Genomic DNA, 25,421 nt, shown 5'->3' on the forward strand with positions numbered 1-25,421 from the left:
CCAACACATACGCTTAGGTGATATCGCCCAGGTTGCTGGTATCTTTCGGATCGGGCAGGTCGGTTTTAATGACCACTTCTTCCACGTCGTTTTCATCGACAACCGATAGCTTCGACAATTGAAAACGAAGCGCGACCAACCCCAGGCCAATCCAGTTAGCAGCGACGAATCCCATGACCAAGATTTCGCTTCCCTTGCCACCACTGCCGTACGAGTGCAAACCAACAGCGTCACCCCCTTTGAACAGCGGCAACAGGAAGTTCACACCGTACCAACTGCCGACAATCGAGGAGAAACCGATGATGGTTCCCACCACCAAACCGAAGTTGTTGAACCAACCAGCAAACCGGGCATGCAAGATAGCGACGTAAATCAACAGCGTCACTAAGGCCCAAACTTCTTTTGGATCCCAACCCCAAAAGCGGCCCCAGGACACGTCCGCCCAGATACCGCCCAAGATCGTCCCGGTGGCCAGCAGAAGCACAGCAACCTGGATGGCTCGGTAACATTGCTGCCCCAAGATGAAGCACTGTTCCGGCGGACGATAACTCATTTGCGGAGTATGGGCATGCTTCGGAGCGAGCCCTTCGTTCAGCGTACTAGCCACAACCGGAGCACGGTACTTGCCAAACATGTAATAGCCTAGCGCCAACCAGCCTAAGCCCCAAGCCAAGATCCCAGCCCCGTAACTGGCCACAATCGTGAGCACGTGGATCGTTAACCACACGTTCGATCGTAACACCGGCTGAAGCGGCGAGAACTCGGCATTCAAGACCCGGGACGTGCCTGTGTCAACAATCGGAGCAATCGAAGCCACACACAACAGAAACGTGCCACAAGCAGCGGCAGCGAGCCCGTAATAGGTGCGGTCGTAGGTCTTCTCAAAGCGATCGCTCAGTTTCTTGTCGACGGCAAACCAATCGTACAGACAGAACAGCGGCATCAAGATCGCGGAGATCACCAGACGCGGCAAATACCAAGCCGTCAGAACGGTAGTTCCGACCAAAATCACGCTAATCACGAGACCTTGGACGATCGAAAAGACCGAGCCACCGAAGTTCACGGAATCGAAATTAATGATCGGCCGATTGCCGTCGTAGAACGGAAGAGCCACCAACGCGTAGGCAATGAACAGCGTTACCGGCAACCGCAGAATTGCCGCCACCACGTTAAAGCCAAGCCAAAGCTTGTTGGAAGGGAACATTTCGCGTTGGGCTTCGGTAAGCTCGGCAGCTTCCCAGATTCCGGGAATCGCTGTCGCTCGCCAGGCAGCCAAGCGGCCCCGGTCGTAGATCGGCAGCAACAGAAACATCAGCCCCAAAGCACAAACGACCCACGGCACAAAGATCACCGTCTCGTACATGTTGGTCACCGGAGCCCAACCGGTAACGACAACCCGCATGTAAAAACCATACGTCGACCAAACAATGCCAATTAACAAAAAGGTCACGCCGGTCCAGAACATCGCTTTCCGCATGCCAGTAAAGGCCAAGCCAAACCCCAAGGTAGCGATGAATGTGAAAATCCAGGCGTACATAAAGGGATCGAGCGTGTTGTAACGGACTTCGGTCGCAATGCGGTAGCTGTCCACTGGTGGATAGGCGGTGTAAGCAAGAATTCCAGAATCGACTTCGTCTGGGCCGAGCGTTTCTTCTAACACAACTTTACGTTCGGTGTTGTTGGCTTCGCCCAGTCGATGCAAATCGTCTGACAGTTTCTGCATTGCGTCACGCAACCCAGAACCTTTCGTTTCACCACCGGCCAGATAAGCCTGACGCACCTTTTCCCAATCGGACCTCACGGCGTTGATCAAGCTCATGTTGTACGGCTGAAGCAGGTCCTCGGAACCGTACAACACCGTTGTCAGCCCGAGCCACGGCTGAGCAAGGTCGCTGGGATTACGCGATTTACTCAAGGCGTATGGATTCAAAGCTGGCACAATTTGCAAGTAGTTCCCCACCCGGTCCATGGTCGCGGCGGTTTGAGGGTTCTCGTACAACGCCAAATTGGTTTCCAGACCAATGTGTTCCAATTGGCGGACATAAACCAACATCGATTGAAACATCGGCTTGATGTTGTTGTACTCGCGTTCAGAGAGCGTCGTACTTTTATTCACCGTGTCGCGCTGTTCTTCCAACACGCGTTCCATCGCGGCGGCATCTTCGCGGAACCGCTTCACAAGCGGCTCTAGCTCTTTAGTACTGAGCGGGTCCGCAGGCATCACCGGCGTGGGATTTTTATTCCCAAGAACCTCGTCGGTTCTCACGATCGACTCCCGAGCCAATTCGGTCAGTTCTTGAATGGAACCAAGCAGATGCGTCGCCCCAAGGCTGAGCGGATGCTCACCGGCAATTTGCTGTAAAGTTTGCAGTTGACTATAAAGCGGCCGTTCGCCCCCACCATCCAAGACCATATTGGCTTCTTGAACTTGATAGAAGAATCGGTCCCGTGCACCACTGAGCGCAATCGGCGGAGTCGAGATCACCGGCAGGCGTGGATCAAGCGAGACCTCTCGATAAACGGCGTAACGAAAAACGAGCCCCTTCCAAATATACGCATCCAAGGGCTGCTTATCTTCTGACTCGCCTTGCCCTTTTTTCATCTCTCGCTGGTGCATGCCATTGATGTATTCACGTAGCTTGACCGAGGTCGCTACTTGGTGCGGAGAAACGAAATTCAGCTTTACGCTACCAGGGCTATTGATCGGCAAACCAAGTTCTTCGCGGACATCTTCTCGCCCAAGATAGATAAAGGGAACTCGCTCCCAAGCCTCTGGCCGCAAGCTCCACTCGAAGATCAGTTCATCAGGCGTGAACTTACGTTCTTTCCCCTCAGGAAAGATCTCTAAAGCGGCCTGCATCTCGGGCTGCTTCAGTTCTTCTTCGGTGTAATAGTCAACCAGGTTAAAGCGTGGCTTCGACTTATTGAACTCGGTGATCTTCTGCACCACTTGCCGCGCGTAGGCATCCATCGGCTTGACCCGTCCATGGTGATAGACGGGGATTTCTCGCCAGATGTCAGAAGGAAAATCTTCTGCGTAAACTGGCGTGCCGGCAACCCCGAGGCTGCTCAGCAGCACCACGGTGAACAACACCATTCGCAGCATACTGTTGGTCATTTTGCTCTCCGCCATTATCGCGTCACCACTTCTGTCTCAATCTTGGCCGGATGCGCCTTGGCGCGGGCCTTTGGATCAGACGTGCGTTTTGTTTTGAAGAAATAGGCTCGCATATAGAACATGCAAGCGATGCCCCCAATCACGAACAAACAGCCCCAATACCGCAGCGCCGTACCAGGATCGTAGTTGACCGAGAACACCGATTTGTAAACCTCGGAATCGTTACTTCGTTCCGGGACAAATTCTCGATACTCGGGCGTTCCAGCCAAGTAAGGACCATCGAACGATTCCTGAAAGATCCGCAAGTCGCGTCCGCCAGCTGGCTCGGTAAAATCGTCTGGCGCGTTCATTGTGATCCACACATTACGCTTTAACAAAGCACGCTGCGTGTAATAAACGTCGCCTGTTTCCGGATCGACCGAGATCCCCTCGAGCCCATCCATTAGCGGCGAGTGAAAGACCACCGGTTCGCCCGACTTCTCGTTTAAGTCGAGCATGCGAATCACTGTGTTAATCTCTTGTTCTTTGGGGCCATCATCCCCCAAGTACATTGGATCGTTCAAGTGCTTTCGAGCATTCGGATCGATACCGTTCGGCTGAATATCGGTCCAATAGAGTCGCCCACGCTCGCTATCGACAGCGATACTGTTCGGCTTGCCTGCTGACTTGTAGGTATACACCGGCGTAAGCTCAGGGGAATCGAGCGGGGTCTTGCCGATCATGTCGTTCAAGTCGTCTGTAAAATAGAGCTGGCCGTTTTTACTATCAAGAGCCACACTCGTCACGTTGCCGGCACTGGCCAGCCACTTGTTCTCGACTTCGCTGCCATCAAGCTTGACGCGTCCAATCGCCTTGTCGGCCACGTTTCCGAAGTAAGCCCAGCCTCCCGCAACATCAACGGCCAGACCGCTCGGAGAACGATCGAACAACGCGATCACTCTCTTATCGCTGCCATCGGCCTTGGCCTGCAATAGCACATCGGCCTCCTGGCCGGTCAGTCGATTGAACTGTTTGGCTAACCAATAGAATTGCTTACCATCTTCACTTATTGTCAAGTTTTTGGGGTCGGTTGCCGCCGAATTAACCAGCGTAATCGCTGGTTCACCAAACCCGCCCAGGTTCGACGCCATAATCGGCTTGGCACGTGTGTTGGCATCGATCCAAGCCAACCGGTCACCACGCGCCACGACAAAAGTCGCATTGATCTCACCATTGATACCCATCGGCGCGATCTTTCCGTCTGAGAGCCGCATGATGTAACGGTCTTTCAGGCGATCGAGATAGTCGACGTCACTTGAGTAGTGCGACGGCTGCGAGGTACCAGGATCAAGACGGCGTTCAAACTGTTGCAGGTAAATGCGAAAGCCGATGGGGTACGATTGGATTGGCATCGAGAGTTTTACTTCACGATCCCCGACCTTCACCTTGTGCAGCGTAGAACGTTCGTTCAAGCCTACGTCTGGCTCGTTGATGTGCGCCTTGAGCCAAAACTCTTCGGTCTCGCCGTCGACCGTCAAACGCACCTGAGCAGCTGGCGTGTTGGCGAGTGGCCCTGAAGTGCCAAACGGTAACTTCTCGGGCTGTGGTTTAGGGCGATCGGATGGCACGAACGCACCCACATACATATTGAGCGTTGCAATCGGCATCTTGAATGCTTCGACCGCATCTTCTTTGGTGGCCTTGCGTTTGAGTTCGCCTGAAGCAACGACCTGTTTGCGATTCCAATAGCGGTAGAAGATGCGTTTCGACGCCGGGTCGTTTTCATCTTCGGTTCCTTCGGCGACCCCTTGGATCAAATCGATCCGCGATCCCCCTTCCCCACGCATCAACTGTGCTGCGTCTTTTTCGCCAAAGTCGAACCAATAGTGGCCGAAGACTTGCGAATCGTACGCCTGCATATTCATCTGCGGCATGTTTGCTAACAAGGTTAATTCGTCAACCTTTTTATCCCCCTGGAACAGCTCGATAATTACCGTCGGGTTGCGTGGCTCGGCTCCTTCTTCTTCAGGAACTTCTACCCAACTGAATTGCTGCCCGCCAACCTGGTCGAGTTGGGCCGTGGGGTAATAGGCTTTGACCTGATATTTCAAATCGGTCCCTGGCAGCTCTTGAGGCTCTTTTTCTAACTGTTGATCCACTTGAATCACGGTTGGCTTGCCGCCAGCGTACAGAATGACTTCCCCTTGTGGCCCGATCGAGCCTTCTTCCGGCACGCACTTCAAGAAGGCCTCGGTCGCCGCCCGGTTGCCAGCCATGTGAAAGGTTAGTGTTCCCCCCCCAGTACGCTGACTGTCTCCGACACCAAATCGGTATTTAGGCTGTTGCGGAGCATTGAAAACCGATAAACGGGTGGGCATCCATTGCTCTTCCCCTTCTTCCATTCGCCCGTCCGAAGTTTGTTTCGGCATCTTCGGCACGCTCATCATTAACTGAACGGTAGGTGTGTTGTCCCACCAACGGCAGTCGGCATAGTAGTCCAGCACTTCCAGTTGCACGTCGTCTCGGTTGTACAGAACATTCCCAGCGCGGTTTCGCATCGAAGCGTAAAAAATGGGAGAGAACCAACGTGCCAGCTCTGGTTCGGCAACTTTCCAATGGGCGAAGCCATCGTGATAGGCCGACCAGTTAAACATGCCAGGGGCGAAATCGACGGCATGCCGTTCGACTCCTTCGGTCTTCGGGCCAAGCGTTTCTGGTGGCAGACTGGCCTGATTATCGATTCGTAAATCGAAGTAGTACGAGTTATCAAACGCTAATTCCGAGGCGTGATTCTCCCAGACATGAACCTGGGCATCGACTCCCTTGCTACGGCTAATCGCACCACTCAACAACAGCATCAACAACCCGATATGGGTAATGACAAACCCCGTCTGATGCCGTTTCCATGGGTAACGAATCGCGGCCGCGCAAAAAATGTTGACCCCTAACAGCGCATAGATCAGACCAAACCACCACGATCGATAAACGTAGAACTGCACCACGTCCGTATTGAACGTGGCCTCGACAAAGGTGGCAAAGATCAGCGCAAGGGCCATCAAGCTGAGCAGCACCACGGCCAAGCCCAGCGAAGCAGCGAATTGATACGTATACAACAGTGCCCGAACCAGAAAAGGTTGGTCGGGAGAGACAAGTTTGGGTCTTGCCACGTTCTATTCCATGGGGTCAGGAAGCGCGGGATGCGAGCGTTTGTGAACTTCAAGTGCTGGAAAGAAACCTCCCCCTAGGTGGGATCTCGCTTTCCGCTGAGCACTCTCAGCATTCAAATTTGGCTCGATACTTTCGGCAATGTTGGCGATTTTGATTAGGCGTTACATCTACCCGACGATTGGGGAGCGGGGCCCAATACGTGTTAGGTACCTAGTTCCTCCCAGATCTCCGAGAGAAACCCGCCAATTGGCCAGATGCGGCAACAACTTACGTCCCCTGGACGGTCGCACCACTTCGGCACTCTCTCTATTATAGCGCGATGCGTCGCAACGGATACCTACAGTTCTGCAGCCAGTGGGGAGAAGCGGCAATTAAAGGTTCCGATTTTGCTGACAAGATCCCCAGATTGTGACTCTTTGCCTTGCCCAAAAGGTCCTGTCAGATTTTTTTGTGGGTGTATCTCGAAATACTCCGTGAAGGAGGATTCGCTCGTTCTAGTGATGGCCAATCCAGAGGTGTGGCCTCCCACGTCTCTCTTGAAATCTCTTCCCCTCGCATCGGCAATGGAAGATTCGTGTCGCATCAAGCGACAGCCGTCAGCGAATTCTCTGCGATTTCATAATTTTCGAATCGAAAATAGAAGGCTTATACCAGCCAAAGATTGAGATATGCGTGGCAGGGAAGGACCTGAATGTTGCATAAGATTCATGATCCATGCAGAATATCAGCGATTGAGCTCGTTCCTAGGCACCCAGATATCCACTTGTGAATCGAGGCACCGAACGAAAGCGACCTGAGGAATCATTTGATTCCCGTTGGCTTCGATTCGCACTTCTTCCTCGTGGAGGTCTTTACCGTGTCTGTTCAGCGTGCCCGTGGATTTACTCTTGTTGAATTATTGGTGGTTATCGCCATTATTGGCGTCTTGATCGCGTTGCTGCTGCCTGCCGTGCAACAAGCACGAGAAGCAGCTCGTCGCATGCAGTGTTCTAATAACCTGCGCCAGGTAGGGCTTGCGTGACATAACTACCATGACACTTACAGAACGTTCGCTCCAGGACGGCTGCAGTATTCGGGAAAAGACTCTACCGGCAGCAGTACAAAGATTGTCACTGGCTTCCTGGCCATGGTCCTACCATTTGTGGAACAAGGCAACCTAAAAGGGCTTTACGACCAACGCTATGGCTTCGACGATGTGACGAATCAGGCCGCTGCCAATACGAGTGTTAATGTTTATCTCTGCCCTTCCGCTCCGGGCGAACGGAAGACGCCCATCTACGCAGGCTGGAACATGGGATGGACGACGGATGTTTCGGCGCTTGATCCGAACTTGACCGGCATCGCAACGGATTATCAAGGTGTGCGGGGAATTCATATTGTCGACTCTTCCGGCGCGTGGTCTGATGCCAACAGCAAGGTCGGGATTCTCAGCGAGACGGCCACTGATTTTGCTGACATTACTGATGGAACAAGCAATACAATTCTCCTCTTTGAGATGGCCGGCAAGCCTGCGAATTGGATCAGCGGCAAGACCGTCGAAGTGACGAATGCCCAGTTCTACGGCTATGGTCCTTGGGTCGGCAACAACGGTGTGATGGTTTGGAACTACAACAAAAAAGGCCAAAGCCGTTGCGGTGCCGCAGATGATTGCTTGCACTACATCAATGTCAACAACGAAGGGGCGCCATACAGCTTTCATCCGGGTGTTGTCACCGTAATGCTTGCTGATGGTTCCACGCGCAGCCTGCCAGAGACGATTGACCGTCATATCTTCGTCAATCTTTCCATGAAGGCGGATGGAAACGTCATCGGAGAGTATTAGCGTCCAGCGGGCTTTTCATGGGCCTGCGAATGTCCTCCGAGCAGGAGAAACCTTACGCCAGACCAAGAACGCTATCGGCCCTCTTGGGTTTGATAGCGCCATAGCTTCTATCGCTGTTGGCGCTTGATGTCGATCGACGAGTTGTTGCCCAAACCGCTTCACCAACGCGGTGGCGGAAGGTATCAACCGCAAAAAAAGCCATAGCCTTCAAAAAGAAGGCCACGGCTTTTGTAGGTTACGGGTCGCTTGAATCACAGCTACTTAAGAAGGAAGCAGGCCAAGGATGCTGTCCATGATGGTGCTACTGATGGAATAGGGCTCGCTGAAACTCCACGTGTTCCACATCAGGTCGGTCACCATCAGACCGCAAGCCATTAACATCAGGGCGGTTGCCCCGAGGAGGCCAACTTCTAGTCCCGTGTAGGAAATGTCAGCCGGAGCAGCCGCCGCTGGGGCTGCTTGGGCCATGGTGCCGGAGCCAGATGAGGCGGCCATAGCATCGTCTGCTTCCAGGCCATCGCTATCGCCTAGACCACCAAAATCGCCCCCTTCCAGAGTCGAGCTACCAAACAGGCCTGATTCCGACGACATCGAATCGGAATCCAAGGCAATCACCTGGGAACCGCTGTCGTCATCCTCCAACTCTCCTTCGACCGGGGTCAGCAGGAAGTCACCCTCCGCTGCGTCGGCAGCCGCAGCTGGCTCGAACAATTCTTCGTCATCCGAAGCAGCAATCCCCTTGGCTGCTGGCTCTGGCGATTCTTCAGCCAAAAGATCTAAACCGCTATCACCGGAGGACAGCGAGAAACTATCGTCGGAAGCAGCTAGTCCAATTTCACCCGATTCACTCGAATCGCTGATCAGATCAATTTCGCTGTCATCGCTATTGCTTGGAATAGGCGCTTCATCCGCGAGGCTTAACTCGTCTTCGGAAGCCAGCAAGTCCATGCTGCTGTCTTCGTCATCTTCGATATCAAGCGAAAGCTCACCACTGCTGTCGTGGTCCATCCCGATACCGCTGGTCCCGAGATCCAACGATTCGTCTTCCAAAGCCAGACTCAAACCGCTGCCGGTACCTTCCGGATCGAGCGGTTCGCCGCCGAGGTTAATGTCGGCTTCGCTTTCTTCGTCCGTCAAGCTCAACTCGCCGTCGTCGACGAGACTGAATTCGTCTTCGGCAGGCTTATCAATCGAAGAATCATCGCCCAAATCTAAGCTGCTCAGGCCAGATTCTTCGGTATTGCTGACCAGGCTATCTTCGAGCCCCAGATCGCTATCAGGTAGGCTCAACGCGATGTCGCCAGCACTATCATCGATATTGCTGATGATATTCGAGCTGCCGCCATCACCACCTTCGCCGGTGTCTTCAATCAAAAGACTATCCATCGAGCCGGACGAACCATCTTCGGAGTCAGGCCCACCGCTGAGCTCGAATTCTTGGCTCTCGTCACCAGCCAAACCTTCTTCCGCCAGAATGGTCTTGGCTTTCTCCAGTTCGTCGTCTTTGAACTTCCAGCTCGAACCGTCACGGAAAGCTCGCAGCTTACCACGGTCACGCAGATCTTGGATGATTTCTTCGGAAACGCCCAGCTTGGCGGCGAAATCAGAAAGCGGAATATATTCGGCCATGATGGCTCCCAGGTGTTCCAATCCTTACCAGGAAGCCACCGACCGAAGGCTTGCCACTAGGATTGGTTGAGCAGTTTGCGAATGTCACGTGGGCCAGGTGTGCCCCCGTTGAATTCTTCGATGAGTAAATCCCATTGTAAATTGCGAACGCTGCGAAGGGAAACTTTTCCGTTGGTCCCATCCACATGATAAACGGCCATGACCCTTGTTTCTGGGTCCACCAAAATCATGTGCTGTCCTCCATCTCCAGAGGTCGCCGTGTGAACGACTAACCCGGAAGAGACCGGTAGCCCAAGATTTTGCTGGGCCATAGCGGACGAGGAATCGCGGAAAAGCTCAACGCCAAGCGTTACAACGACGATGACGACGATCGCCGAGAGAATTGACTTCCACATAAATCACCCATATTACGCGATTTACGGAATCGTTCCTCTAAGACTTATTCTAGAAGCCCAATTCCGAGATGCAACTATTTATCTGATGGTTGTTTAGGGAGAAACCGCAAAGCATTCCACCCAAAAGGGGCAAAATCGGTCTATTAAATCCTGGCAACCTATGCGTTGGGCAGTTTATCAGCAGTGTCGGCCCCGACAAACAGGAATTTCTGGGACCATTCCCCCCATGTCAGGGAAAGAAACCGCGGGAGGAGAAAATTTTGTCAAGAAAGAACATCGGCCGACGGACTAAGTCCGTCGGCCGAACATTCATTTCCCCCCCGGGATTTAATTCAAACTCGACGAGCGAGTGATGTTTTAAGCAAGTCCTCTTCTCAGAGGAGGTTATCGCGGCGTTGCTTGCCTCGACGCAAAGAGTTATCGGCAAGCGAACCGGTCCTATTGAAACTCTTTTGGGGTGATTCTCGAAAAAACCGGCGTAACGACGCAAACCGCCACGTCACCTCAAACTAACACATTCCCAGAAGACTTTAGATTTTGCCTGATTGTTACAGGCCCATTATTCCGATTCTAACGATTAACGGAAGTTTCCCTTTTGTTCCGCCTCCCTCCCCGGGAAGTTGCGGTGCCATCGAAAAGGAGTTCGATTGTGCAAGAGACGGACGCCCCTAAGATCTCTCAGTCTATCGCTGCCAAGCTTGGCTGGCCGATTCTGATTGGTTCGGCTTTGACCGTTCTTTTCTATGCCGCCATTCATTTTGGCGTCATCCCCCAGCACCCGCTACTTCGCTATGTTACCGCTCACCCGGTCGAATATGCAGAAGTGGCCATGTTCATGGTGGGGATTGCGGCGTTGCTCTTGAAAGGTGGACAACTCGTTGCTGAGTTACGTTCCCTTCCTCAAGTCGAGCTTCCTCCTCAGGAATCTCAACGAACCAAAATCGAACAAGCCCCCGTGCTGCTGGCCGCACTCCGCGAATTGCCGGAGTCGCTTCATTCGACACTTTTGTTCCAACGCTTGGGCAAAGGGCTGCATCATGTGCATGCCAGCCAAACGGCTGCGTCGTTGCAAGACGAAATGAAGTACCTGGCCGACATCGACCAGGAACGCTCTGAGCATGACTACTCGATGGTTCGGATCGTCATTTGGGCGACCCCCATGCTCGGCTTCTTGGGAACGGTGATCGGTATCACCCTGGCCCTCGGTAATCTCTCGCCGGAGGCCTTAGTCAGCGAACCCAAAGTGGCAATGGAAAGCCTACTGCAAGGTTTGAGTGTCGCGTTTGACACGACTGCCCTGGCGTTGACGCTGTCGATTGGATTAATGTTCGCTCAGTTTGTCATGGGACGCATCGAAGCCGATATTTTGAGCAATGTCGATGCGATCGCGGCGGAAGAACTCACAACTCGCTTTGAAACCGAGGGAAGCGCGACCGACCCAAGTGTTTTGGCTGTTAAGCGAATGGCGGAACGGACGATTCAAACGACGCAAGATCTGGTTGTTCGCCAGACCGAGCTCTGGCGGGAAACGGTTTCGGCCGCCCATCAACATTGGCAACGTTTGGTCAGTACCAGTACCGAACAAATGGAAACCGCCTTGCATAACGCGTTAAGTGAATCGCTTAAGACGCATGCCGAGGCCCTTGCCGCTGCCCAACAAAACACGATGCAACGTTCGGCAGAGCAGCTTAATGGTGTGATCGATGCGTTATACCAAGTTAGTTCTTCGATCCACTCGCAGCAGGAACAAATGACCGAACAAGGTTCGATCCTGTTGAAAGTCGTGGAAGCGACCGGTGAAGTGGCCAGCCTCGAAGAATCGCTCAATCGCAATCTTTCCAGCTTGGCCGGCAAGCAGCACTTTGAAGAAACCGTGCAAAGCCTGGCTGCCACCATTCACTTGCTTAACTCACGGATGACCGATGGTGGCCACGCCACGGTTCAACTCGATCGGAAACAGGAAAAAGGTCACGCAGCGTGAATCGACGTCGTCCAACACGACAATCGGTCGAGATGTCGCTCTTCCCGTTTCTGGCCGTGCTGATCTGTACCATGGGAGCACTTATCGTGCTGTTCGTGGTGATGGTTCTGCAAGCACGGACAGACGCGGTCGCGGTCGAGCTGCCAGCACTTTCGGTGCCTGCTCCGCCCGAACCCGAGCCACAGATCGAATCCCCTGCTCTGGAGCCGCAAGTCGACTATTCGGAGCAGCTGGCCAAACTGGAAGCCTTGCGTGAGCAACGCTTGGCCCAACTCCAAGAGACGCGCCTGCAGCTCTCGGGCTTGGAAGATCACAGTCATCGCTTGACCGAGCAGATCAAAAAACTACGCGCCGACATTGCCGTCCTGGAAGGGGAAACGACCAATGTTACCGGTAGTGCGGACGATTTCGAAACGCAGAAGCAAAAACTACGGCAGCAAATCGCCGAGGCAGAAGCAGAACTTGCCAAAGTCCGTGAAGAAGCCGAGAAACGCAAGCCTGCGTATGCGTTGGTTCCCTACGAAGGACGTAGCGGCACCCGGCGGCAGCCGATTTACATCGAATGCACGGCCGACCGAGTGATTATTCAACCGGAAGGAATTGGTCTTACCGGCAACGATTTCCAACCTCCGCTTGGTCCTGGCAACCCTTTGGCGGCGGCACTCCGAACGATTCGCGAATATCGGGAAGGCCAAGGGATCGGCAATCAAGGAAGCCCCTATCCTCTGCTCATCGTTCGCCCGAATGGAGCGGAGTCGTACTCGGCTGCTCGCGATGCGCTGGATGGCTGGGACGATGAATTCGGCTACGAACTAGTTGATGAAGAAACCGAGCTGGCCTACCCACCCGCCGACCGTTTCTTAGCCAAACGCTTGGTGGAAACCGTGGAACTAGCCCGCCGCAGGAAGTTTGCCATCATGATGGCTGCCCCGAAGAAATATGGCCGGATTGAAGATCAATACCTGGTCGCCACTCGCAACGGTGGCTTTCAAGCGGTTGGCGGTGGTGGCAAAGACGAAAGCTTCTTGGAAAACCGATTCATCCATGGCAACGGCAAAAGTGCCTTTGGAGAGAAGCTGGGGGGCTCTGGCTTAAACGGTGGGGGAGAAGCATTCAACGCGCCAGAAGATTCGAACATGCAACCGAGGGAACAGCAAGGACAGCAGGGGTTTTACCCTCAGAACGCCCCTGCAGCAGCACAGAACAACAATAGCAACGGGCAAGAAGGGTCTCCGTACGAACGTCAAGGAGCAACACCTGATGGTGCCCAAAATGGCAACTCCGGTACCACCGGCAACCGACCTTCCATGGGACAGCCCATGGCCGCGAAGCGTGGCAGCAACTGGGCCTTACCCAATGCGACACCGCGCAGCACAGCCATCACGCGTCCCGTTCATTTGGTTTGCAGTGGCGAGCAAATGACCTTGGTCCAGGAACGAGGCGTCTTGGGGCCCGCTGAAACGGTCCCAGTCGACGGAGACATGGAAGCCGCTGCCGATAAACTAGTTCGCTTGATTCATACCCGTATCGATAGCTGGGGTATCGCTGGCCGCAACTTCTATTGGAAGCCGGTCTTAGAGGTCACCGTCGAACCAGGCGGCGACGCGGTGGTCCGCCAGTTGGAAACTCTGTTCTATGGTTCGGGAATCGAGGTAAAACGCAAGTGAGACGCCCGGCCAGAAAAGCAAACGGCGATCAAAACGCCCCCTCGCTCGATTCGTTTCTCGACGTGGTAACCAACCTCGTGGGGATCTTGATTATTTTGATCATGGTGGTTGGCATCACGACACGTGACGCGTTATTCGACGCGGCAACCACCAGTTCGGAAAGCGCCAAACCACCGGCTCTTTCGATTCCTGCTCCAGAAGAAGCGGCGGTTCCTCAAACGCCCCCGACCCCCAAGGGACCAACGCTCGCGGAACTCAACAACTTGGCCGATGATGTCGCGAACATTCAGCGCGAAATCTTGCAAACCCAGCAACAAGCCAAGCTCGCCTTCGAAGAACGGAATCAGCTACAGCTTTTCCTCACCTCGGCAGAAACCACGCTCAACGAAAAGCAAAACGAACTCGAAACCGACAAACAACAAGCGGTAGCCCAGCAGCGAGAGTTGCTAGAAACCTCTCGCCAGTTGGATACGCTTTACGATCAAATCGAAGGGATTAGCAAATATCGCCCTGAAGTTAAAGAGCTGGCCCATTACCCAACCCCGCTCGCGAAAACCGTTTTCGGCAAGGAAGAGCACTTCCGCCTGAAGAATGGTCGTATCTCGTACGTTCCGATGGATCGCCTGGTCGAAGGCATGAAGAACGACGCCAGCAGCCATCTGGGCCGGGCGAAACGGGACGGCACAGCCACGTCTCGCATTGGTCCCATGAATGGGTACGTCATGGAATACACGCTCATCAGCCGGGCCTACCAAATGGAAACTTCGATGGGTACAGCCACTCGGGGTGGTGTTGAACTGAAGCAGTTCATTTTGGTTCCCGAGTCGGACCTCCTCGGCGAACCGGTCGAGGACGCGCTCAAACCGGGCTCGCGCTTTCGCGATATCATCGCGTCGCTCGATCCGGCCCGAACGACTATCACGATCTGGACCTACCCGGACAGTTATCATCAATTTCGCAGCGTTAGAGACGACCTATACCAAATCGGCTTTACCACGGCTGCTCGTCCCTTACCAACAGACTATCCCATTGGTGGTAGCCCGCAAGGGGAACGGTCGTCGTCGCAATAGGGCCGATACTTTACAATGGGGATTTATTTCGCGACGCTATCCCCTGTGCCTCTATGAATCCGACCGTCCAACAGCTAACCGACTGGGACAAACGCTACGTGTGGCATGCCTTCACGCAAATGGCCTGCTACGAACCTCTGATCATCGAGTCGGCAGAAGGGTGCGAACTGATCGACATCGAAGGACGCCTCCTCCTGGATGGTGTCAGCAGTATGTGGTGTAACGTACATGGCCACTGCCATCCCGCGATCAACGCGGCAATCACAGAGCAATTAAACAACGTCGCTCACGTAACGAACCTTGGTTGTTCAAATAGCACCGCGATTCGCTTAGCCAAGCGACTAGCGGACCTCACCCCGGGCGATCTCAATCACAGCTTCTTCTGCAGCGATGGCGCTTCGGCCTTGGAAGTCGCTCTTAAGCTTGCCTTTCAATATTGGCACCAGTGCGATAGCCCGCAGCCAAAGAAGACAAGCTACATCGGCTTCGAGGACGCTTATCATGGCGACACCATCGGCACGATCAGTGTGGGTGGCATCGACCAGTTCAATGCCGTGTTCAAACCGCTGATGTTTCCCGTTAAACGGCTGCCGATCCCTGACCGCCGCGTTCCTGCGGAAGCCTCCGCTTGTGCTCATCACCTCCGCCTTCTCGAAGAAACACTCCAACAGCATCACGAGACCATCGCGGCCGTCGTCATCGAACCGCTCGTCTTGGGAGCTGCTGGGATGATCGTTCAGCCAGCTGGTTATTTGAAAGGGGTGCGGGAACTTACCCAAAAATACAACGTCCTCATGATCGCGGATGAAGTTGCCGTAGGACTAGGCCGCACCGGCAAGATGTTTGCCTGCGAACACGAGGAAGTGATCCCAGACATTCTCTGCCTAGGCAAAGGGCTTAGCGGAGGCTACCTCCCCATGAGTGCAGCCATCGCCACCACCGAAATTTGGAACGCTTACCTAGGTGATTTTGGCGAAGCCAAGCAGCTCTGCCACGGGCACACCTTCGGCGGCAACCCTTTGGGCGCGGCCGCCTCGTTAGCGACATTAGACCTATTCGAAACCGAACAAACCCTAGCTCAATTACCAGCCAAGATATCTCGAATTTCCGAGCATCTGACCAAGCTAAAAGAACATCCTCACGTAGGTGATGTCCGCCAGTGTGGGATGATTGCTGCTGTGGAATTGGTGCGAGACAAAGCCAGCGGCGAACACTTTCTCTGGACCGATCGCCATGGCCATCAGGTTTGTCAGTTCGCACTTAACCATGGCGTTTGGATTCGTCCACTGGGCGATGTGCTGGTAATTATGCCCCCGCTGTCGGTTTCGCTTGATCAAATCGACAAGCTGTGCGAGGTTATCGCGGCGGGAATTCACCACGTGACGCAAGCGAAGGATCTCACTTAATGCGTGACTATCGCTACCTCTTGATTCAGATTCGCGATGCCGACGACCCAATTCGCGAGCAAGAGATCGCCTGCTTTGCGGCTGCTCTCGATTGCCCCACCGCTTCGCTGCAAGTGTTCGATCTGTTAACGACCGAGCTTACTTCCTCTCATTTGGAGGCCTGCGATATGGTCGTCATCGGCGGCTCAGGCCGATACAGCGTGACCAGCGAAGCCCCTTGGCTACACACCGCTTTGGCAAGCTTGCGGTTTCTGCTTTCCAGCGGCAAACCAACGTTTGCCTCGTGCTGGGGTTTTCAAGTATTAGCAAGAGCAGCCGGCGGCAAAGTTGTGCACGACTTGGAACATGCAGAGCTCGGCACCCACCGAGTCTTCCTAACCGACGCGGGAAAGGAAGACCCACTCTTTTCTCAGCTACCCGAGTCGTTTCTGGCCTACATGGGCCACGAGGACCGCGTTGTCGAACTTCCCCCCGGCACAACCCTGCTCGCCACGAATTCGCAAGTGGCCCAGCAGGCATTTCGCTTTAACGATCTGCCCATCTATTGCACGCAGTTCCATCCTGAGTTAACTCTGTCGACATTGCACGAGCGGATCGAAGCGTATCCCGAATACTGCGAACGGATTGCCCGAATTCCGTTCGACGTTTTCCGCCGCCAATGCGAAGCCGCCCCAGAAAGTGAATCGATTTTGCGCCGATTCACGAGGCTACTCCTATCTTAGGGAATCATCTCCCACCCGGTTTATTCCGCACAATCGAGAGATCTGATGCAATTGTACTGTGGAATGATGCATCATCGACTGACAAAGGCATCTACGTTTCTGGGTTAACCTACGCTTGATCTCAGACGTTGGCGTAGCAAAAGGTGCGCTAATACTGAACGTTCAAACGAACTCAGGGGCAACCAGTTTCGATGGAAAGCAGCTTTCACATCCGGGAAGGCAGTTTGAATAACAACCAGCCTTTTGCGTTGTACCGACTATTTTTGCCGGTAATGATCGCGGTCTGGATTGGATTGATTGGAATTGGTTTCATTACCTTGTTGGCCTACCAAAACACATCCGGTCAAGCCACCGATTCTCAGCTGGCTTGGCCCAACTCGACCTATATTCATCGCGACTCGAAACGTTGCAATTTATTACTGTTTCTCCATCCACGATGTACTTGTTCGCTGGCGACCTTAAAGGAGCTCGCACGGCTGCAAACACATTGCCAAGACAAGCTGGCCATTCAGATTGTCTTGTTTCAACCTTCCCATGCGGATCATGACTGGCTTGATTCGCAAACTGTCGATTTGGCGAATCAAATTCCCAAGACATACACAATTATCGATAAAGACGGAGTCGAGGCAACACGCTTTGGAGCAACCACTTCAGGTCAAGTCATTTTGTTCGCCCCCAATGGCAAGCGCGTCTTCAGTGGAGGCATTACCCCTTCTCGTGCCCATGAAGGAGATAACCTGGGCAGCCAAGCGATCGAAGCGTACGTTTGCCGTGGAGACCTCTCCGTCGATCAAACAAAAGTCTTTGGCTGCCCTCTGCTTGGCCCCGGAGAGAGGTCGTATCCCGAGCCGAGGACTCTAAATGATCGCGCTGAGTGAAAACCGCCCGATCAACGATCGAGCACGGGAACTATTAGAAGAGCATCGTACAGCGATCTATCGGCGGACAGATCGTATGTTCGCTTGGCTGATGCTCTTTCAATGGGTTGCCGGCCTGATCATCACGCTCTGGATTTCGCCACACACCTGGGAGGGAGAAGAGAGTTATGTCCACCCTCATGTTTGGACGGCTCTATTTTTAGGTGGCTTGATCTGCAGTTTGCCGATCATGCTGGCCTGGATTGCTCCAGGGAAAGCTGTCACGCGTTATACGATTGCCGTGGGACAAGCCCTAGCCTCGTCACTGCTCATTCACTTAATGGGCGGACGCATAGAGTCGCATTTTCACGTATTTGGCTCGCTGGCTTTCCTGGCCTTCTATCGTGATTGGTCTGTGTTGGTCGTTGCTTCGCTGGTTATTGCCGCTGATCACTTCTTCCGTGGACTGGTCTGGCCGGAATCGATCTATGGTGTTTCGATTTACGGTTGGCAGCGATCCTTAGAACACACCACTTGGGTGGTATTCGAGGACATTTTCCTCCTTTACACCATCATGCAAAGCTGCCGCGAGATGACGGTGATCGCCAATCGTCGTGCCGAAATGGAACGGATGCAAATCCAAGTCGAACGCGAGGTGACCGAGCGAACTCGTGAGATCGAACTGCAACGTCTCGTCCTGGAAGAATCGCACCAACGCCTGCAGCGTCAAACGGACGAACTGCGTCTCGCGATCGAAGCTGCTGAAGGAGCCAACCGAGCCAAGAGTGCATTCCTTGCCAACATGAGCCACGAAATCCGTACGCCTCTTACCGCCATCCTTGGTTTCGCCGATTTACTCCTTGAAACAGGAGATATCGGCAAAGCACCGATAGAGCGCGTGGAAGCGATTGATACAATCCGCCGAAACGGAGCGCACCTGGTTTCGCTCATCAACGATCTGCTTGACCTCTCGAAGATTGAAGCGGGGAAATTTCAGGTCGAGCATCTACCCTGTTCACTTCATCGTCTGATTGCCGACCTGGGCCAACTGATGCACGTTCGCCTGGAAGAAAAGAAGCTGACCTTCTCGGTCGATTATCTTGGCCCCATACCCGCGATGATTCAAACCGATCCCACTCGGTTACGGCAGGTATTGATGAACCTGTTGAGTAATTCCATCAAGTTCACTACTCCCAAGGGCAAAATCAAAGCTCTGGTTAGCCTGGTCGGTCGCGGCAACGATTGTAAAGTTCAGATCGATCTCTCGGATACCGGTATTGGCATTTCCGACGAGATGCGTGAAAAACTCTTCCAGCCGTTTACCCAAGGAGATGGTTCGATGTCACGCAGGTTCGGTGGAACCGGCTTGGGGCTGACGATCAGCAAACAATTCGCCCATTTACTAGGAGGCGATCTGGTCATTCTCGATACCTCGCCACGCGGTACGACCTTTCGCTTGACCATCGATCCTGGCCCACTACAAAACGCGAAGCTAGAACAACCAGACAAATTAATCGAGCAGCAGCGTCAGCCGCCGCGCAAGCTTGCCGAGTTGAAAGACGTGTTAGCTAACTTGCATATTCTGTTGGTTGAGGATGGGCCCGACAACCAACGGCTGATTTCCTTCCTGCTTAAGAAGGCAGGTGCTACCATCGAAATCGCCGAAAATGGGTTACTTGGCTACGAAGCGGCTACCCATGCCTCACACGTCGGCCAGCCATTCGATGTCATCTTAATGGACATGCAAATGCCGATCATGGATGGTTACGCTGCGGTAACGAAACTTCGTGCCGAGGGGTACTCCGGCCCCATAATTGCCCTAACTGCCCATGCCATGGCAGAAGATCGCAACCGCTGTATTGAAGTGGGATGTACCGACTACACCACCAAGCCCGTCGATCGAGAAAAGCTAATCGATCTAATTCGCTTCCACACCCATACGCCTTCGGTCTCTTGATCGCTGCATCGGTTATTCGCTACGAGACCGGCTTCTTGCGTCCTAAGAAGTAAGCCACCGGCAAACCAGCCGCAATCGTCAGCAGGCTTAAAAAAGTTGTGGGCAACTTGGGCGAATCGGCCTGTAAGCCCTCGATATCTTGCATGACGCCGGTACTTAAAATCCAGATCATGAGGGCCAGGTAGAGCAGTGGCGGCAAGGGATAAAACGGCATCCGAAAAGGATGCGGCAAGTCTTTTCGCGCTCTCAGCGGAAAGATACTAGCCACCACCAGTCCAGAGATCACCGCCAAACCGATGGCGGTGTAGTTTAAGATGCTGAGAAATGGCCCGGACCAAGCCAGCCCTATCGCGATAACACCTTGAACGATAATCGCCGCGACTGGGGTTTCTCGCTCGCTATGCAAATTCGCGGCGAAGCGAGGAAACGCTCCATCGTGCGCCATTGCGAAAGCAATCCGTGGGCCGGAAAGCATGTAGGCACTCACCGATGCCAACATACCTACTCCCAACAAAAGCGATACCGCGCCACCCACTTCGCGGCCAAACAGTTGTTCAGCCGCTAATTGCGCAACCGGTGTTACTTCGTCGTACGACAACTCGGTCATCATCCGTGGATTCAGGGCATACACATACGTCAGGTTCACCAGCAGATACAAAATAACTACCGTCGCACAGCCGGCAATCAAACTTTTGGGTAACAGCTTTTCTGGTTCGCGCACCTCGCCGGCAACATACGCCGCCGCATTCCAACCGGTGTACGCATAGCTGACATAAATTAACCCAACTCCCAGCGTGAAAAACTCACTCGAACTAGGCACATGGCTTTGCGCAAAGTGCGTCCAATCACCTTGGCCGAAGCTAAGCCCTAAGACGACCAAGCCAGTCAGCAGCGAGATTTTGAGCAACGTCGACGCGACCTGCATGCCAGAACTCTCGCGATGTCCCAGGGCATGTACGATCATCAGAAAGAGAATAAACAGCGTAGCCACAAGCGGCTCGATGTATTCTATTGGTAGTTCCCAATTCGCTCGTTGCAGCCACGGCATGACCGGAATCAACAAGTAGTTGGCCGCGAGCCTTCCCACAACCGCAGTCGGGGCAGCGAAGCCGAGAACGAACGTCGCCCAGCCCACCACAATGCCAGCCTCTCGCCCAAATGCCTCGCGGACAAACAGATAGTCGCTGCCCGCTTTGGGAAGCCTTGTTGCCAGTTCAGCAATCGTGACCGTGCCACATAAAGCGAGAATGCCACCGAGCGTCCAAATCGCCATGAGCCCAGCCGGATTGGCCGTATCTTTCAGCGTGAAACCGGACGAGGTCAGAATCCCCGCCCCTACCATACTGGCGACTACGAGAAAATAAGCCGACCAGAAACCAAATTTTCGCGGCTGCTTTGCGGTTGGGAGAACCTCAGCCTCCGAGAGATTGTTGGGCGCGGCGTTGTCTTCTTCAGGTGATTCAAATGGATTATGCGTCATCGGATAAAACGAGTTGCTCCTCAGCATATCGTGACGCACGCTGGTGAGCACTCGCTTACCACTTGATCGTGACGCCGTCGTCGACTTTCAATCCTAGAAACTTGGCAGCACTATCCCCAATCAAAGACAGCTCTAAAAAACCACTCTTGCCCAAGATCGCGACATAAGTCATCTCAGGCTGCTCATGGTCGGCAGGATAAATGCCCAGCGTCGTATGTCCCCCACATTCAATCGAAGTCCGATCGTCTCTCGGAATATCTTCTAGCCGGGCATGATCCAAATCGGTAATAGCATCGCCCGAATCGGATATCGAAACAACTTTTCCGGAGATGCGACTCGGCACGTTGACTTATTCCTAATGCGGGGAGGAGGAGGAATGTTGGGAGCGATTCTATCCACCTTTGCGCAGTTCGCCAAGCATCTTGTGGGGTTTAAGGGGGGATAACTTCCCAATCACATGAAATCGCACCCGATCTTCACCGGCATCCCAGGCCGAATACCGTACTTTTGGGCGGCATCCCCCTGAGCAATCGATATCTCTAATTGCCCAGAAGAACCAAACAAGGCCACCAACGCGCCAGGCTCACGCTCTCCATAGGTCGAAACAAGGCCGGAAATAACGTGTCCCGCTACCTCAATATGAATCGATTGCGGGTTCCAATCTTCAGGGATGTCTCGCGCAAAGATGTTCGTTACCCCGTTGCCAAACGAATCGACGTAGACAAATTGCCCATGGATTTCATTTCCTTCAAAAGACGCCAAGATGCTTGCGGCTTTCTCCTGAGTTATCAAAGGCACATCCAATCGATCCCCCAAGCTTTCTAAAGGAACCCCTCGGACCAGATGCGCAGCGACAGGCGCCATGATGTCGCGTCCATGAAAAGTACTCGACCATCGCTCGCCGAAGTAAACCTGATTGGAAATCTCGAACACGTCCTCGACCTGATATCGTGCCGCCACCACATCCAACAAACCATTGTGCGGCGCAATGATCACTTGCCCATGAGCTACCGCTGCCACGATCTTCCGCGCGGTTCCCACTCCGGGATCGACGACCACAACGTGGACCGTTCCAGGCGGAAAAGCCTCGACGGCTCGCAGAAGCACCCAACTGGCCTGAGCAATGTTTTGCGGAGCAATACTATGGGTCACGTCCACCAACTTGGCTTCGCGGGAAATCATGTGAGCCGCCACTTTCATCTCGGCCACATAGAACGAGTCGGCCTGAAAGTCGGTTGTCAGTGCGATGATTCCGTCTGGGATGAACATACGTTAGCTTGAAGTATCTAAGGGTTTCGCTATCAACAGGAGGAGCGTGCCGTGCGATAACCAAAGTTCACACTCACGAATCCCGGCATGGGCCTGAGGATATCGTTCTAACGTACACTTAGCAAACACTTCTTTTCGAGATAAAGATGAACGATGTGAATCCCTTTGAATCGCCCTCGGCAGATACCTCTGCCCTGTCACCAACTACGGGCGATGCTTGGATTCGCGTACACCGCCCAGCGCAGTATCAAGATTACCTGCGGGCATATTGGATCAATATCGATGGCCAGAAGCGGGAAAAGATAAGCGTCCGCGAGACCGTGACTATCCCGGTTGAATCAGGCGACGTGCTGGTCGGGGCATCGGTTGACTGGGCCAAGGCACAACCGCTGCTAGTAACCATAAAACCGGGAGAAGCCATCGACGTGGAGGTTCGCGGAGCCCTGCGAGGATGGAAAATCCTTCTCGCTTCATATTATGTGCTCTTCCGCTCAGGCCACTGGCTAGAACTTCAGCGTGTTGGCCACGACAAATCGTCTAGCACAGCAGCTTATTCGTAGCGGACGAACTACATATCCTTCACCAATTCGATGCACTTCGCACGGAAGGTGCCGGGGTCGATGTTAGGGTTCTTCTTTTTGGCCTGACCAATCAGCGCTCCGACCGCTTTCTGAACGCCATTCTTCAGATCTTCGACTGCCTTGGGATTGGCCAGTAAGACCTCCCGAGCCAGGTCATCGATTGCCGAATCATCGACCTTCTCGATCCCCATCTCTTTCATGATCGCAGGGGCATCTTTGTCGCTATCGAGCATCTGAGTGAAGACATCTTTGGCACGCGTGGTGTCGATCTCTTTATCCATGATCGCCTTGAGTAGCGTAGCTAGGCGTTCGACCGTAATCGGGAACTGCTCGAATTCGAGATCACGTTCCTTTAGCACCCGCAGCACATCTTGCTGCACCCAGTTGCTGGCCATCTTGGGATCGCCTGACTTGAGCGCGAGGGCTTCGTAGTAGTCGACGGCAACACGCCCTTGATTGACGATCACATCGGCATCGTATTCCGGAATGCCGAAGCCATCGTGCAGACGTTCGCGAATCGCCATTGGCAGCTCGCACAACGATTGTTGCACCGCTTCGACTTCTTCTTGCGTCGTAATCACCGGGGCCAAGTCAGGCTCGGGGAAATAGCGATAGTCGCTCGATTCTTCCTTCTCGCGTTGCGGGCGAGTCACCTGGGCCTGATCGTCCCAGCCACGCGTTTGTTTGGGGGCATCGCCGATCGTCTTACCGTCATCCTTCCACGCTTCGTATTGCCGCTCGGCTTCGTAGGCGATCGCTCGTTCAACCGCGCGAAAGCTGTTCATGTTTTTGATTTCAACGATCGGCGTAGCAATCTTCTTTGGACCGTCGTTCTTGATGTGCAGATTGACGTTGGCATCGACCCGCAAACTTCCTTCCTGCATGTTGCAGTCGGAAACGCCCAGGTAGGTGAGAATCAGCTTCAACTCGTTCAGGTAAGCCTTCGCTTCCAACGGCGAACGCATATCAGGCTGGCTCACGATTTCCAAAAGCGGCGTGCCGGTTCGATTTAGATCGACGCGAGTATCGGCCTTACCGGCCGCTTCGTCGTGCATCGACTTGCCGGCGTCTTCTTCGAGGTGAGCCCGAATGATCCCAACCTTCTTGGGCTCGAACTGCTGCTTCGGATCGCTGATGGCAAGATAACCATCTTCCGACATCGGCAGATCAAACTGGCTGATCTGGTACCCTTTCGGCAAGTCGGGATAGTAGTAGTTTTTGCGATCCCACTTGGTAAACCGGGGCACGTTCAAGTTGAGCGCACAGGCGGTCTTCAAACCCAGCTGAAAGGCCTCGCGATTCATCACCGGCAACGAACCTGGCATCCCCAAACAAACCGGACAGGTCTGCGTATTGGGGGCAGCCCCAAACTTGGTGCTACACCGACAGAAGAGCTTCGTCTTCGTCGCCAATTGCACGTGAACTTCCAGCCCGATAATGATCTCGTAGTCGTCGCTCATGACTTTTCCTGGAATCGTTCTTTTCCTGAGCTTGTGCGAGCAAGAGTGGTCTCTTGATGAGGCACGCTTACACAGCAAACAAGTCATCAACCTCTTAGCCAGCCCCAAAGGGGCGATATGTAATAGCCAGGGGCGTAAGCCCCTGGAACCTTGTGTCAATCAATCGCCAGCCCCAAAGGGGCGACATCGTCTTTCCTACTCGAACACATATTTCGGATCATACTCAATGTGGTGCTTCTCCAAAAACGAGAGAAACTCCTCCTGAAACGTTCGTGTTCGATGATGCTCCTTTTGGTTCTCGATATATCGTTTCACATCATCCAGTGCGGAATAACTCACCGAAAATGCCGCGTATCCCGCCTGCCAAGCAAATTCCTTCAAGGCATGAAACTCGCGATGAACCCAACTACTTGAATTCGATTTAAGGTCTCTTACCAAATTGGAAATGTTGGTTTGCCTGGCCATCGAAAACAAAAGGTGTACGTGATTCGCAGTTCCACCTGACTCGATCAATTTGTAACCTTGATTTCGTAAGACACCGGCGAAATACTTGGCCAAGTCACGCTCCCAATCTTCCCCAATCCAGTCCATTCGTCCCTTGGTGCTGAAAATCAAATGAACGTAGAGGCACGCGAAGGATTGAGGCATTTCCTGGCATCCTTGTCTGTTTCGCCCCGTTGGGGCTTGTGTTTGCTTCGATCCTTTTCCAGGGGCTTACGCCCCTGGCTATTTTATGTCGCCCCTTTGGGGCTGAGGATGCCTAGCACAAGGGCTGCTCTACTTAGGGGGCGGCCTGATTAGTTTTCAGGCATGCCGAACAAAGTAATTTATTACGTACAGCAGCGTCGCTGGACGTTCTT

17 protein-coding genes and 1 pseudogene are annotated in these 25,421 nt (G+C 53.6%); 9 read left to right on the top strand and 9 right to left on the bottom strand.

Annotation, left to right across the window (positions count from 1 at the left end):
• Nucleotides 1-13: 13 nt before the first annotated feature.
• Together DTL42_RS11790 and DTL42_RS11795 are read right to left on the bottom strand one after the other, a co-directional pair.
• Complete coding sequence (locus tag DTL42_RS11790) at nt 14-3,118, bottom strand: cytochrome c biogenesis protein (protein ID WP_158545340.1); 3,105 nt, start codon at nt 3,116-3,118, stop codon at nt 14-16.
• Between the two features lie 14 nt (nt 3,119-3,132).
• Nucleotides 3,133-6,264 carry a hypothetical protein gene (locus DTL42_RS11795; protein WP_114368928.1) on the bottom strand — a complete coding sequence of 1,044 codons (3,132 nt, stop codon included), beginning with the start codon at nt 6,262-6,264 and terminating at the stop codon, nt 3,133-3,135.
• A gap of 857 nt (nt 6,265-7,121) precedes the next feature.
• Between DTL42_RS11795 and DTL42_RS11805 the strand changes: the two are divergent.
• A pseudogene (locus tag DTL42_RS11805) lies at nt 7,122-8,087 on the top strand (DUF1559 domain-containing protein).
• A 261-nt stretch (nt 8,088-8,348) separates the two neighbouring features.
• On the opposite strand, the gene DTL42_RS11810 reads toward DTL42_RS11805, so the two are convergent.
• Both DTL42_RS11810 and DTL42_RS11815 read right to left on the bottom strand, forming a co-directional pair.
• Nucleotides 8,349-9,716 carry a DNA-binding protein gene (locus DTL42_RS11810; RefSeq protein ID WP_114368931.1) on the bottom strand — a complete coding sequence of 456 codons (1,368 nt, stop codon included), beginning with the start codon at nt 9,714-9,716 and terminating at the stop codon, nt 8,349-8,351.
• Nucleotides 9,717-9,772: 56 nt separating this feature from the next.
• Nucleotides 9,773-10,111, bottom strand: coding sequence for a hypothetical protein (locus tag DTL42_RS11815; RefSeq protein ID WP_114368932.1), 339 nt, complete (start codon nt 10,109-10,111; stop codon nt 9,773-9,775).
• A 649-nt stretch (nt 10,112-10,760) separates the two neighbouring features.
• Here DTL42_RS11815 and DTL42_RS11820 point away from each other — a divergent pair.
• The 7 genes from DTL42_RS11820 to DTL42_RS11850 all read left to right on the top strand — a co-directional run bounded on the left by DTL42_RS11820 (nt 10,761) and on the right by DTL42_RS11850 (nt 19,771).
• A complete protein-coding gene (locus DTL42_RS11820; protein ID WP_114368933.1) occupies nt 10,761-12,092 on the top strand; it encodes a MotA/TolQ/ExbB proton channel family protein in 1,332 nt (443 codons plus the stop codon).
• A complete protein-coding gene (locus DTL42_RS11825; protein ID WP_114368934.1) occupies nt 12,089-13,759 on the top strand; it encodes a hypothetical protein in 1,671 nt (556 codons plus the stop codon). The genes DTL42_RS11820 and DTL42_RS11825 overlap by 4 nt, the downstream gene beginning before the upstream one ends.
• A complete protein-coding gene (locus DTL42_RS11830; protein ID WP_114368935.1) occupies nt 13,756-14,829 on the top strand; it encodes a hypothetical protein in 1,074 nt (357 codons plus the stop codon). The genes DTL42_RS11825 and DTL42_RS11830 overlap by 4 nt, the downstream gene beginning before the upstream one ends.
• A 53-nt stretch (nt 14,830-14,882) precedes the next feature.
• Nucleotides 14,883-16,235, top strand: coding sequence for an adenosylmethionine--8-amino-7-oxononanoate transaminase (bioA, locus tag DTL42_RS11835; RefSeq protein WP_114368936.1), 1,353 nt, complete (start codon nt 14,883-14,885; stop codon nt 16,233-16,235).
• The gene (locus DTL42_RS11840; protein WP_114368937.1) at nt 16,235-16,957 is read left to right on the top strand and encodes a type 1 glutamine amidotransferase; all 723 of its coding nucleotides are present in this window, start codon (nt 16,235-16,237) and stop codon (nt 16,955-16,957) included. Before bioA ends, DTL42_RS11840 begins: the two co-directional genes overlap by 1 nt.
• A gap of 191 nt (nt 16,958-17,148) precedes the next feature.
• Nucleotides 17,149-17,835 carry a hypothetical protein gene (locus DTL42_RS11845; protein ID WP_114368938.1) on the top strand — a complete coding sequence of 229 codons (687 nt, stop codon included), beginning with the start codon at nt 17,149-17,151 and terminating at the stop codon, nt 17,833-17,835.
• Nucleotides 17,819-19,771: an ATP-binding protein gene (locus DTL42_RS11850; RefSeq protein ID WP_114368939.1), complete on the top strand. Its 1,953-nt coding sequence runs from the start codon at nt 17,819-17,821 to the stop codon at nt 19,769-19,771. The genes DTL42_RS11845 and DTL42_RS11850 overlap by 17 nt, the downstream gene beginning before the upstream one ends.
• 19 nt (nt 19,772-19,790) lie before the next feature.
• Here the strand turns inward: DTL42_RS11850 and DTL42_RS11855 are convergent, their stop codons facing one another.
• The 3 genes from DTL42_RS11855 to DTL42_RS11865 all read right to left on the bottom strand — a co-directional run bounded on the left by DTL42_RS11855 (nt 19,791) and on the right by DTL42_RS11865 (nt 22,520).
• Nucleotides 19,791-21,290 (bottom strand): APC family permease, encoded by a 1,500-nt coding sequence (locus DTL42_RS11855; protein ID WP_147274257.1) that lies wholly within the window; start codon nt 21,288-21,290, stop codon nt 19,791-19,793.
• Nucleotides 21,291-21,306: 16 nt separating this feature from the next.
• On the bottom strand, nt 21,307-21,594 hold the full coding sequence (locus tag DTL42_RS11860; protein WP_114368941.1) for an SAM hydroxide adenosyltransferase: 288 nt from the start codon (nt 21,592-21,594) through the stop codon (nt 21,307-21,309).
• A 110-nt stretch (nt 21,595-21,704) separates the two neighbouring features.
• Complete coding sequence (locus tag DTL42_RS11865; protein ID WP_114368942.1) at nt 21,705-22,520, bottom strand: SAM hydrolase/SAM-dependent halogenase family protein; 816 nt, start codon at nt 22,518-22,520, stop codon at nt 21,705-21,707.
• Between the two features lie 146 nt (nt 22,521-22,666).
• Between DTL42_RS11865 and DTL42_RS11870 the strand changes: the two genes are divergently transcribed.
• Complete coding sequence (locus DTL42_RS11870; RefSeq protein ID WP_114368943.1) at nt 22,667-23,080, top strand: hypothetical protein; 414 nt, start codon at nt 22,667-22,669, stop codon at nt 23,078-23,080.
• An 8-nt stretch (nt 23,081-23,088) separates the two neighbouring features.
• On the opposite strand, the gene gatB is transcribed toward DTL42_RS11870, so the two are convergent.
• Both gatB and tnpA read right to left on the bottom strand, forming a co-directional pair.
• Complete coding sequence (gene gatB / locus DTL42_RS11875) at nt 23,089-24,561, bottom strand: Asp-tRNA(Asn)/Glu-tRNA(Gln) amidotransferase subunit GatB (protein WP_114368944.1); 1,473 nt, start codon at nt 24,559-24,561, stop codon at nt 23,089-23,091.
• Between the two features lie 195 nt (nt 24,562-24,756).
• Complete coding sequence (gene tnpA, locus DTL42_RS11880; protein WP_114368945.1) at nt 24,757-25,209, bottom strand: IS200/IS605 family transposase; 453 nt, start codon at nt 25,207-25,209, stop codon at nt 24,757-24,759.
• Nucleotides 25,210-25,421 lie beyond the last annotated feature (212 nt).

Origin of the sequence: Bremerella cremea, from assembly GCF_003335505.1 — a bacterium.
Classification (GTDB): Bacteria; Planctomycetota; Planctomycetia; order Pirellulales; family Pirellulaceae; genus Bremerella; species Bremerella cremea_A.

Coding starts and splice junctions, on each gene's coding strand:
- DTL42_RS11815 (WP_114368932.1), bottom strand. CDS start 10,111: ATGTGGAAGTCAATTCTCTCGGCGATCGTCGTCATCGTCGTTGTAACG.
- DTL42_RS11870 (WP_114368943.1), top strand. CDS start 22,667: ATGAACGATGTGAATCCCTTTGAATCGCCCTCGGCAGATACCTCTGCC.
- DTL42_RS11850 (WP_114368939.1), top strand. CDS start 17,819: ATGATCGCGCTGAGTGAAAACCGCCCGATCAACGATCGAGCACGGGAA.
- tnpA (WP_114368945.1), bottom strand. CDS start 25,209: ATGCCTCAATCCTTCGCGTGCCTCTACGTTCATTTGATTTTCAGCACC.
- DTL42_RS11865 (WP_114368942.1), bottom strand. CDS start 22,520: ATGTTCATCCCAGACGGAATCATCGCACTGACAACCGACTTTCAGGCC.
- DTL42_RS11810 (WP_114368931.1), bottom strand. CDS start 9,716: ATGGCCGAATATATTCCGCTTTCTGATTTCGCCGCCAAGCTGGGCGTT.
- DTL42_RS11840 (WP_114368937.1), top strand. CDS start 16,235: ATGCGTGACTATCGCTACCTCTTGATTCAGATTCGCGATGCCGACGAC.
- bioA (WP_114368936.1), top strand. CDS start 14,883: ATGAATCCGACCGTCCAACAGCTAACCGACTGGGACAAACGCTACGTG.
- DTL42_RS11790 (WP_158545340.1), bottom strand. CDS start 3,118: ATGACCAACAGTATGCTGCGAATGGTGTTGTTCACCGTGGTGCTGCTG.
- DTL42_RS11845 (WP_114368938.1), top strand. CDS start 17,149: ATGGAAAGCAGCTTTCACATCCGGGAAGGCAGTTTGAATAACAACCAG.
- gatB (WP_114368944.1), bottom strand. CDS start 24,561: ATGAGCGACGACTACGAGATCATTATCGGGCTGGAAGTTCACGTGCAA.